Below are 11,912 nucleotides of genomic sequence, written 5' to 3' on the forward strand. Positions count from 1 at the left end.
ATTGCGGATTCGAGAACTAGCTGAGCAAAAGGGTTGGACGTTCAAAGAAGTTGCCGATCGCTCGGGAGTCAACTACAACACTGTCAGAAGCTAGGGGAGGCGCGATGCTTTGAATACAGTCGATCTTTCTGCTGTCTACAAAATTGCCCGCGCCTTCGACTTGACAATGGAAGATTTGGTCGAGATTTTGGAAGATTGAAGGCGCACCAATGGGGCGAGTTAGACTAAAAATTCCAGCGCTGGTAGAAGAAAAGGACGATCTCGCTAATGGGATACGTTGATTAATGCCGTACTTATCGCCACCTTTTCTTTACTGGTTCGTAAAGCATATAACTACCTTCTATAGCCGATCGCCCGCTATCCCCTAAAATAATTTCTACTCCCTCAATCCAAAATCTAAAATCTAAAATCGAAAATCGATATGTCTCATTCCACCGATATCGTCACCCTCGCCCGCTGGATGGCCGCCGACTTCAGCAACCAAGCCCAAGCCTTTGAAAACCCGCCATTCTTCGCCCACATCCGCGTCTGCATGAGGCCTTTGCCGATCGAAGTTCTGGATGGGATCAGCTTGTACCTAGAACAAGCCTACGATATTGAACTGCACGTACCGTACCGAGTCCGAGTTTTGAAATTAGTCCCAGTGGGCGATCGAATCGACATCGAAAATTATGCCATAGAAAACGAAGAACAATTCTACGGCGCGGCCCGCGACCCGCAACGGCTGCAAGAAATCAAAAAAGAACAACTGACTCTACTTCCTGGCTGCACCTTTATTACGCAGTGGACGGGCAACAGCTTCAAAGGGTCTGTCGAACCCGGAAAAGGCTGCATGGTGGTCAGAAAGGGCAAAAAAACCTATCTAGACAGCGAATTCGAGATTGACCAAGACAAATTTATTAGCCACGATCGCGGGCGCGACCCAGAAACCGACGCCCACGTCTGGGGAGCCCAGGCTGGCCCCTTTGAATTCACCCGCCGGGCCAGTTTCGCCGACGAAATTCCGGGTTAATCCAAAAAAACAGAGTCCTTCCTGGGCGAACACGCGCTTATTAAAGGTTCAGAATGCACCAATACCTGGTACATTAACCCAGTATTGGCAAGCAAGATTCACCGTTGATTTATGAAAGTCCTGGTTATTGGTGGCGATGGCTATTGCGGTTGGGCAACCGCACTCTACCTTTCTAACAAAGGTTACGAAGTTGGCATCCTCGACAGCTTCGTGAGGCGGCACTGGGATCTGGAACTGTGCAGCGACACCCTCACTCCCATCGCACCGATTCAGCAACGACTCCAGCGATGGCAAGATTTAACGGGCAAGTCGATCGACTTGTTCGTCGGTGACATCACCAACTACGATTTTCTCAGCAAAAGCATGAGAAAATTTGCACCAGAGGCGATCGTCCATTTCGGCGAACAGCGTTCGGCACCTTTCTCAATGATCGATCGCGAACACGCAGTCCTCACCCAAGTCAATAACGTCGTCGGGACACTCAACCTGCTGTACGCCATCCGCGAAGACTTCCCCGATTGTCACCTAGTGAAATTAGGGACAATGGGCGAATACGGCACGCCGAATATTGACATTGAAGAAGGCTACATCACGATCGAACACAACGGTCGCAAGGATACACTACCCTATCCCAAACAACCAGGCAGTTTCTACCACCTGTCAAAAGTCCACGACTCCCACAACATCCATTTTGCTTGCAAAATCTGGGGTTTAAGAGCCACCGACTTAAATCAGGGCGTAGTCTACGGCGTGCTCACAGATGAAACCGGCATGGACGAACTGTTGATCAACCGTTTGGACTACGACGGAGTATTCGGGACAGCATTGAACAGATTTTGCATCCAAGCTGCGATCGGTCATCCTCTGACAGTTTATGGCAGTGGCGGACAAACCCGCAGCTTCTTAGACATTCGGGATACCGTGCGGTGCGTGGAATTGGCTCTAGCCAACCCCGCCGAAGCCGGACAATTCCGCGTCTTCAACCAATTCACCGAACAATTCAGCGTCGGCGACTTAGCCTCCTTGGTGCAAAAAGCAGGCATGGCAATGGGATTAAAAGTAGAAATCAACAACATCGAAAATCCCAGAGTCGAGAAAGAAGAACATTATTTCAATGCCAAAAACACCAATTTGCTAGACCTCGGTTTGCAACCGCACTATCTCTCAGATTCCCTGCTCGATTCTCTGCTGAATTTTGCTACAAAATATCAGCACCGTGTCGATAAAAACCAGATTTTGCCGAAGGTTTCTTGGAAGTAAGTTCAGACCTCTACCTGCGGGGAAAGAGCTTTTTAACGAACCGCGAAGGCGCGAAGGGCGCGAAGTAAGAGAAAAGAAGGGAAGAGAGGAGAAGGGTTCGCAAGTTCTGAATGGAGTTTGCTGTATATTACGATAATCTATCTTTTTTATCTCTTTCTCTGTGTCCTCTGTGTCCTCTGCGGTTAATTAAAAAAAATCCATAAGGTTTTTAATGCTGGCTTTTTGGAAAAAAATGTCGTAGAAATTCGCAATATTATTCTGTTGCTTTTCGTTGTTCTGCCGAGATTTTCAGCCAGTGCAGTTCGTTATTATTATTTAATACCGGAATGGGCTGCACTAACCGCGAGTTATCAAAATTACCGCGCCTGTTAGCGAAGCGCCTTATGCTGCGGAAAAAGAAATGTTAATTGCTAAAACTGCACAGGAAATTCACAGAATTAATTGCTTTGCCAAAGGTGTGGGATTGCTTTTAGGTGGGATAATTTTATCTATTCGCATTCAGGGAATTTGGATCTTACCCCAAAAACCTCTCGCTCGGAATTAGCGGTAGTGCAACAGAAAGAAGAAGTGTAGAAAAGCAGCCGATCGCACGCCATGACTTACGCCCCCCGACACAGTGTATCCTGTTACCGATGACCTTGGCCTCTGGCTATGATTATCGGCTCCCTAAGTAACTTATTTTTATGAAAATTGCTCTGTTCACTGAAACATTTTTGCCGAAAATAGACGGCATTGTGACGCGCCTGATTCACACTGTAGATCACTTGCAGCGATCGGGCGAACAAGTTCTGATATTTTCTCCAGATTACGGAATTAAAGAATACAAAGGCGCACGAGTTTACGGTGTGGAGGGCTTGCCTTTGCCGATGTACCCGGAATTGAAAATGGCACTGCCTTCTCCGGCTGTCGGCCGCCAATTAGAGCAGTTTAAACCGGATATTATTCATGTTGTCAATCCCGCTATTTTGGGATTGGGCGGTATATATTACGGGAAAAAGTTCAACATTCCGATTTTGGCTTCTTATCACACGCATTTGCCCAAATACTTGCACCACTACGGTTTCGGAGTCCTCGAACCTTTATTGTGGGAACTGCTCAAAGGAGCTCACAATCAAGCAGAATTGAATCTGTGCACTTCCACAGCAATGGTGGAGGAATTGAGAACTCACGGCATTGAACGAGTAGATTTGTGGCAGCGGGGCGTAGATACTGAAATGTTTGTCCCCGAATTGGCAAGTCGAGAAATGCGATCGCGCCTTTCTGAAAATAACCCAGACAGTCCCCTGCTGCTGTACGTCGGCCGCCTCGGTGCAGAAAAAGAAATCGAACGCATCAAACCAGTCCTCGCAGCCATTCCCGACGCCCGCCTCGCCCTAGTGGGAGACGGCCCGCACCGGCAAACCCTCGAACAATATTTTGCCGGCACTCCCACCAATTTTATCGGCTACCTCAAGGGGCAAGAACTCGCCTCTGCTTACGCATCGGCCGACGCCTTCATTTTTCCCTCCCGCACCGAAACCCTGGGCTTAGTGCTCCTAGAAGCAATGGCTGCGGGGACGCCCGTAGTGGCGGCGCGCAGCGGCGGAATTCCCGATATTGTCACCGACGGTGTTAACGGATATTTATTTGACCCCGCCGATGAAGAAGGAGCACTCGCGGCCGCCAAGCGTCTGTTTGCCAATCCCGAAGAACGGGAAACCCTGCGCCAAAACGCTCGCAAAGAAGCAGAACGCTGGGGTTGGGCCGCCGCCGCCGCACAACTGCAGCGCTACTATCAATCGGTGGTATTTGCCCAGTCTGTACCCAGAGCGGCCTAAATGTCGGGAACTGTAGTACCTTTAAACATCACCGCCAGCTTAGCTTCGCTGTTCGATCGTCAGTTGGAGTGTTGTCGGGATGTTTTCAAAGACCGATCGAACTTTTTTGCTGTATAAATTACCGTCGCTATCCTGCTGTTGCATTTACCATTAAACTATGAGTAAGCTCTGTAGGAATGCCTTGCGCGCTGCTTTCATAGCGCCCTTTACCTGACCGGATACGGTCGCCGAGTGCGCTAAAACTGTCACACCGCGCGCTGCTGTCGAGTACAGAGCGTCAAATACACACTGCACTCTCGATCGAACTAAAGCCTGTCACCTAATTTTCAGGCCTTCAGTTTTGCTAACTCAAGTTCAGCTTGAATTGACGAACCCTCATCAGTATCGAGGTTGTAAAAAAGATCGATCGAGCATACATAACAAGCAAACTGAAGTTGCGTGCGCCACTTTTGAACTCACGATTCATCAAAGCGACAAGCGAGTGCCGATGCGCTTGCAAACAAATTCAAGAGTTTGCACCGCCGCCGAATCTCGCGCAGATCGACCTGCGGTCAGTCTACCCCTCTGAGCAAGCAGTTAATCATGACATTCTCCAATACTGGTAGCGTTCTGGCTACACTGACTCAAGTCAATTTTATGGGGGCATTGACCTCCCGTGTTAAGAGCTTGCCAGTTCCTGAATTAGTGTGCCTGCTGGACTTTATCACGGCTGAATTTCAGCAATTTATCCGGGCGATGGACCTGATTAACAATGAAGCACTCGAAAGTCTCTTAGAGCAACTTTTAGATGCCTTCACTGTGAAAATTGGTCAAATTTTGCAAGCAGACCGGACAACAATTTTTTTGGTTGACTCCAACAAAAATCAACTGTGGCACAAAACAGTCGATCCACTTACGGGCGAAGATGTAGAAGTGCGATTGCCGATGGATGCAGGCATTTTAGGCTACGTAGCAACAACCGGAAAATCGATCAATGTCGCCGAAGCTCGATCGCACGAGTATTTTAATACCGAAGTAGACGAACCACCGGGCTACCACATCGAGACCATCCTCTGTATGCCGATTTTTAGCAGCAAGAGCCAACATGAACCCGTAGCGGTGGTCAGACTGTTAAATAAAGCTGGCGATGCCCCCTTTAGCGAGGAAGACGAACAGCAGTTCCAGGCTTTTGCAGATTCGATCGGGATTATTCTCGAAAGCTGTCAGTCTTTCTACGTCGTCGCCCGCAACCAGCGAGGGGTTGCCGCACTGTTGAGAGCCACCACTACTTTGGGTCAAAGTCTTGACTTGGAAACAACTTTGCGCTCTGTCATGGATCAAGCTCGCGACTTGATGCAGGCCGATCGCAGCACGCTATTTTTGTTAAATCGGGAAACCAACGAACTTTGGACAAAAGTCGCCAAGGCTGACGGCAAAACGATGGTAGATCTCCGCATTCCTGCTAATAAGGGAATTGCTGGCTACGTGGCTTCGACCGGTCAACCTCTAAATATTACAGATGCTTACGACGATCCCCGCTTTGACCCCTCTACAGACGGGCAAACGGGATACCGCACTCGGACTGTCTTGTGTATGCCGGTGCATAACGCTAAAGGTGAGCTGATCGGGGTGACTCAGCTAATTAATAAGAACCAAGGTAGTTTCACCCCTTCCGACGAAGAGTTTTTGCGAGCGTTTAATTCCCAAGCGGGAATGGCGCTGCAAAATTCTCAACTGTTTCAAAACGTGATGGTGGAAAAGCAGTATCAAAAAGATATGCTGCAAAGTCTTTCAGATGCAGTAATTTCCACCGATTTACAGGGGCGAGTTGTAACTATCAACGAAGCAGCCCTAGAATTGTTGGGCTGTCCGGTAAATCAAGCTAAAAGCAAACACAATCCCCAGATTTGGGAAGATAAACTGGTGAATCGCTATGTTTGGGAAGTTGTGCCGATCGAAAATTTGCAATTTCGACTCGAAGACAGTCTCAACCATGCTGCCAGACATTACGTTCCCGAACAAAGTTTAACGGTGGGACTGTTGGTAGAAAAAACGCTAAATTCCCAACAAAAAGAAGAAGAAGAACAAGAAGAAAGTTATATTTTGGCCGTGCCCGATCGCACTGACCCTAATTTATATTACGCTTGGGGCGAAAACAGCGCGTGGACTGAGGAAGTAGCGCTGGCAGAATTAGCTAATGCCCAATCTCTATTTGCGCTGCGAAATTCTGCCCTGTATCACCCTTATTGTCCGCTGCCCATCCCCGCCTCTCGAATTAAACTAATTGAACGTAGTTTGAATTTGACTGTCAACCCGCTGATCAATCCAGAGGGCGGCGTGCGCGGCGGTTTAGTGGTACTCGAAGACATCAGCCACGAAAAGCGGATGAAAAATACGATGTACCGCTACCTGACTCCTGGAGTCGTAGATAAAGTGATGGCCTTGGGTGAAGGCGCCCTGATGGTGGGCGAACGCAAAGAAGTGACTATTTTATTTTCCGACATTCGTGGCTACACCACGCTGACCGAAAATTTGGGAGCCTCCGATGTGGTATCCCTGCTGAACCAATATTTTGAGACGATGGTGGAGGCCGTTTTCCACTACGAAGGCACTTTAGACAAGTTTATCGGAGATGCTTTAATGGCCGTGTTCGGCGCGCCCCTGCCGCTGAATCCCCCGGAAAGCCACGGTTGGATGGCGGTGCAGTCGGCTTTAGATATGCGCCGGCGTTTGAAAGAGTTTAATGATTCTCGCCCCGGCGAAGATCCATTTCGCTTCGGAATTGGAATTAGTTCCGGAGAGGTGGTTTCGGGAAATATTGGTTCCCAAAAGCGCATGGATTACACGGTAATTGGGGATGCGGTGAATTTGAGTTCGCGATTGGAACAGCTTACAAAGGAGTACGGATGCGATATAATTTTGAGCGAATTTACATACAGTTTGTGTCGCGAAGGAATTTGGGTGCGAGAGTTAGACAAGGTGCGGGTTAAGGGCAAAAATCAACCAGTTGGTATTTACGAGTTGCTGCAAAATAGTTCTGAACCAATTGATGGAGAAACCGTTCGGTTTTTGGAACTTTATAGTAACGGTAGGGATGCTTATATTGCTAGAAATTTTCAGAAAGCTATTAGTTATTTTGAAGCGGCTTTAGCAATGCGACCCAGCGATCGACCTGTGGAAGTTCACCTCGACCGATCCCTGAGCTATTTGGAAGTACCCCCGCCCGATGATTGGGACGGTGTGCATACGATGACAACTAAGTAGTAGATTATATTACATCCGACTGATAAAAAGTAAAAAGATTTGATAAAGTTGTGAGATATTCCTTATGACAGAGTTAACAAGTGTAAAAATGTGAAATCATAGGTTGGATACCATATTAAAGTTGAAAAAATATTTCCAGGCTAGCAATTAAATGAGTTATTTATCTGTTCCCAATGCCACAAAAGCCGATCGGATTCTGGTTGTAGATGACGCACCAGATAATGTTTTGTTGGTGCAGACAATCCTGGAAGAAGAAGGTTACGAAATTAGCACGGCAGAAAACGGCTTTTCGGCCTTGAGTCAAATTGACAAGTCACCCCCGGATTTGGTACTGCTAGACGTGATGATGCCGGGAATGGATGGTTACGAAGTCACTAAACGAATCCGAGAAAATAAGGAATTGCCCTTTATGCCGATTTTGCTGATCACTGCTCACGACAGTGCCAGCGTAGTGCAGGGATTGGACATGGGAGCAGACGATTTCATCCGCAAACCAGTCGAAATGGACGAACTGCTGGCGAGGGTTCGATCGCTCCTGCGGCTAAAACACAGCGTAGACGAGCGCAATTCGATCGCCCTCCAGCGCGAAGATTTTGTCTCCCGACTCGCTCACGACTTGCGAACACCCCTGGTAGCAGCCGATCGAATGCTAACTTTAATGCAGCAGGGAGCTTTGGGAGAAATTTCCCTTCCCATGCGCGAGGCTTTCGGGACGATGGTTCGCAGCAACAAAAACCTGATCGCGATGGTAAATATGTTGCTGGAAGTCTACCGCTACGAAGCAGGCCGCAAATCCCTAAGTTTCGCTGCCGTGGACTTGCGCCAGCTTATTACTGAGGTAGCTGAAGAACTAGCTCCCCTAGCGGATGCTAAAGGTTTGTCGGTAAATTTAGACTTGACAGAAAGTGCAGAAAGTGCACCGATTGCGAAGTATCCGGGCGATCGTCTGGAGCTACACCGTTTGCTGACAAATTTAATCGGAAATGCAATTAAATTCACCGACAACGGCTCAATAGATGTCAGCTTAAAAGCTGCTAATTCCCCTGCTTATACTAGCTTCAAAAACCAACCGCTGGCATGGGTAATTATAGACATCAAAGACACCGGTGCCGGCATTTCTCCCACCGAACAAGCAAAGTTATTTGAAAGGTTTAGCTCGGGAACTCATAAGAAGTCCAGTACAGGTTTGGGACTACACCTCTGCCGCCAAATAGTCGAAGCTCACCGCGGCACGATCGAGGTAAAATCCGAGTTGGGCAAAGGCAGTTTGTTTACTATTCGCTTGCCTTGTTAGAGCGGTAAGCTGTCGCGCATTTAAATTGTATATTCAGGGCGGGCGGGACGCTAGGGCCCCTACTCCCCACAAGACTTTGATTTTTTTTGACATACAATTTAAAGGCCGCAACAGCTTATAAATACAGCAGATTCGGTGGTTCATGAAGTACAGTATCCGCCTTAATTGTTGGTACATTGTTATGTAGGGTGCGGATCTGCTCATGTTTAATGAAACTTGCAGATTGACTGGTGGCGACGCACCGATGCTTAGGACAAGATTGTGTGTACCGCATATACATGGAATATGCTGTCAGTCTAACTTTGGGGTGCGAAAAGCGAACATTAGTACAGATAAACTGTAATTGTAGGTTGCAAAGTGTGTACCTAATCGAATTATGGTTAATTTACCAGATGTCATATAATTACTTGGCAACCGAATTGATGGCAATATGTCTAACTGTCCAGTGTGCGGTGCTGAATACATAGAAGAAAAAGCAGAGTTTTGCTCGATTTGCGGCTGGGATTTGACTCCCTACCCGCAACGTGCTAAGCCTTCCAAAACTTATTTAAAAAAAGAACAAGTTAGATTGCAGTGGGCCAAACAAATGTGGGAATTGGCCCGCAATCAACAAAATTGGTTAGCTAAATTTGATGAGTTGCAGGGGGAAGTGCAGCAAGGTGCGATCGCCCGCACATACATTCAATCTCAGTTAGAAGGGGTTCTGTACCGCCTCGAGCAACTAAACCCCGAATTGATTGTCAGCACTCTACTGCGACTAGAAGACAAAATCGGCGCCATACCTGACTCAACTGCGGCTATCTCGGAAGTGGGGATGGACTACCGCCAACTGACAAAGCTATTAGAAACTGGAAAATGGCGCAAAGCTGATGAACACACTTGGGAAATCTTGCTGCAAATCGCTGTCAGAGAAGACGAAGGCTGGCTGAGTGCAGCCGATATTGACAGTTTTCCTCCTACAGACCTTCGCACGATCGACCAACTTTGGCAACAATACAGCAGCGGGCGGTTCGGGTTGAGCGTGCAGCAGCAGATTTGGGAAAGTACCGGGGCTAACTATACTGAATTTTGCGATCGAGTCGGCTGGCGAGTCAAGGAAAATTGGAAATATTACAGTGAGCTCTCCTTCAACGAAGATGCTCCCCCCGGACATCTCCCCGTCACCGCATGGAGACAGCGCGCCTGTTACGGTGCTGGTAAACTCACCGCAGCAGAAAACTTGGCCCGCATCGCTGCGAAACTCGCAACTGGCGATCGGCAATCATGAAAAAAAAAATCAAAATCGACATTAACTGCTATAATCAAAACGGTTTAGCAACTGGGGCTGTGGCTCAGATGGATAGAGCAAGCGCCTCCTGAAGAATCGGGCACCCTGCGAGGAAACTCTAGGAGTGAATGTGGTCAAATTTGGTGAAACCTAAAGAGTTTATGGGTTCCTATGACTCTAAGGCAATACCAAGCCAAGCCTGAGTTCAGGGCGATTAAACAATCGCCTATATGGAAATCAGGAAGGTTTAGAGACTAGACGGTCACCACCTAAAAGCTGCAAGCATATGGTGAAGGTATAGTCCAGAGAGTGGGGAAACTCACACAAATCTGAAGCGCTAGGTCGCCGGTTCGAACCCGGCCAGTCCCGTTAAAAATCAAGAAAAATTAACAGCAGGAGGGGAAAGCTTAAGTTTTGCCCCTCTTTTTTGCATATCCGCTAAGGAATTGGCTCCCAGATTTTATACCAACCGCCAAGGCGATTGGTATAAAATCTGAAAGCTAAAATCTAAAATCCCCCATTGAAGCCGCACCACAAGCGTAGAGTCAATCTAAAATCTAAAATCTAAAATCTAAAATCTAAAATCTAAAATCCTATGATCCGCCGACCCTTTTTTAATTTTTAATTTTTAATTCCTGTTAGTGGGCTATAGGTGCGGTATTTTTTGTTATGGTTCCTTTGTCAGTTACATAAAATTTTTATAGGTTTAGATGTGGTTAAGAATCAATTCAAACACGCAGCGTTACAAGCGTTTGAACACTTCACGCAGTTTTTGGTTCCTAGTAGGACTTTTGATGGCGTGTTGGTTGGGCTATCAGCAGGTTAAGAGCGAATTTCAGAGACCCCAAGCTTTGTTAGTTCTAGGTGGGGCTACTGAGCGAGAGGTGTTTGCCGCCAAATTTGCTCAGGATCACCCTGAATTGCCGATTTGGGTGTCGTCTGGGAGCAATCCTGAGTTCGCGGAATGGGTATTTTCAGAAGCGGGAATTGAGTCCGATCGCCTGCACTTAGACTACAGAGCGGTGGATACGGTAACAAATTTTACCACCCTGGTAGATGAATTGAAAGCTAGAGGGATTGAGAGCGTGTATCTGATCACTTCTGACGATCATATGCGGCGAGCTCAGATTATCGGCGAAATCGTACTCGGTAGTCGAGGCATTACCTTTAAGCCTGTGGCAGTTCCGTCTGGGCGAACCCCCGAACCGGTGCAAAAAGCTGTTCGCGACGGCGCTAGGGCTATTCTTTGGCTGACAACCGGTTATACGGGTGCTAACTTCAGCCAAGCCAGAATTGAATAAACAAAGGAAAGCATTGAGCAAGTTTTAATTTTTTTCCCATTTTCTCTGGTTTTAAAACTTCTCTCCTATAGCGATTTAAGGCACCGCGAAGACGCTGATTACAAATGCGTAAGAGAAGGAGTAGTTTAAAATTAGTAGATGAATTTCAAAAGCTAAAGTTAATGACCGACCAAATTCTGCCGCAAGTTCTGGAGCAAATTTTGAGTGACAGCAAAACGCCGGATGCTGTTTTTTCCGCTTTGGTGCCGGCTTTAGGCGAGGTGTTAAATTGCGATCGGGTCTTTCTCTACCTCCGCAATCCTGAAACGCAAAGGGGCAGAGTACCTTACTGCTGGCGTCGCAACTCGAACTTTCCAGAGATTGGCGACGCGGAATGGAAAAAAGAACCAGAATCTTTAGGGGAAGAAGACCCTTTGTTTGCAGCAGCTTTGCGAACTGAACCGTCAATTTTTGTTGAGGATGTTGAAACAGCAAATCCTGAAGTTGTCAACAAAAATTTTGAGGCCAAAGAGTTCGGACATCGAGCTTTGATTCACGCTCACCTTTGTGCGGACGGCTTATTGTGGGGGGTTTTGCAGCCTTGTATGTTCGATCGCCCCAGAGTTTGGACTGACTTCGATCGCCAAGTTATCGCAGCAGTTACAGAAAAAATTTCGCCTCTAGCTGTCACTTATGTCAGAGGCATCGTACAACCGCAATAAAATAGGTTTGTAATGAG

General features: G+C 47.4%; 8 protein-coding genes. All 8 read left to right on the forward strand.

Going from position 1 to position 11,912, the window contains the following annotated elements:
* Nucleotides 1-421: 421 nt before the first annotated feature.
* Nucleotides 422-1,012, forward strand: a complete 591-nt coding sequence (locus QUB20_RS14055) for a chromophore lyase CpcT/CpeT (RefSeq protein WP_333057383.1) — start codon at nt 422-424, stop codon at nt 1,010-1,012.
* Nucleotides 1,013-1,123: 111 nt separating this feature from the next.
* A complete protein-coding gene (locus QUB20_RS14060; RefSeq protein ID WP_333057384.1) occupies nt 1,124-2,272 on the forward strand; it encodes an NAD-dependent epimerase/dehydratase family protein in 1,149 nt (382 codons plus the stop codon).
* A gap of 683 nt (nt 2,273-2,955) precedes the next feature.
* Nucleotides 2,956-4,089, forward strand: a complete 1,134-nt coding sequence (locus QUB20_RS14065; protein ID WP_333247039.1) for a glycosyltransferase — start codon at nt 2,956-2,958, stop codon at nt 4,087-4,089.
* A 582-nt stretch (nt 4,090-4,671) separates the two neighbouring features.
* On the forward strand, nt 4,672-7,332 hold the full coding sequence (locus QUB20_RS14070) for a GAF domain-containing protein (protein WP_333247041.1): 2,661 nt from the start codon (nt 4,672-4,674) through the stop codon (nt 7,330-7,332).
* A 151-nt stretch (nt 7,333-7,483) separates the two neighbouring features.
* Nucleotides 7,484-8,626, forward strand: coding sequence for a hybrid sensor histidine kinase/response regulator (locus tag QUB20_RS14075; protein WP_333247042.1), 1,143 nt, complete (start codon nt 7,484-7,486; stop codon nt 8,624-8,626).
* A 430-nt stretch (nt 8,627-9,056) separates the two neighbouring features.
* Nucleotides 9,057-9,893 (forward strand): GUN4 domain-containing protein, encoded by an 837-nt coding sequence (locus QUB20_RS14080; RefSeq protein WP_333247044.1) that lies wholly within the window; start codon nt 9,057-9,059, stop codon nt 9,891-9,893.
* A 710-nt stretch (nt 9,894-10,603) separates the two neighbouring features.
* Complete coding sequence (locus QUB20_RS14085) at nt 10,604-11,194, forward strand: YdcF family protein (protein WP_333247046.1); 591 nt, start codon at nt 10,604-10,606, stop codon at nt 11,192-11,194.
* 161 nt (nt 11,195-11,355) lie between these two features.
* Nucleotides 11,356-11,895 (forward strand): GAF domain-containing protein, encoded by a 540-nt coding sequence (locus tag QUB20_RS14090; protein WP_333247048.1) that lies wholly within the window; start codon nt 11,356-11,358, stop codon nt 11,893-11,895.
* Nucleotides 11,896-11,912: the final 17 nt, after the last annotated feature.

The organism is Microcoleus sp. B4-C2, from assembly GCF_036705265.1.
Lineage (GTDB): Bacteria > Cyanobacteriota > Cyanobacteriia > Cyanobacteriales > Microcoleaceae > Microcoleus.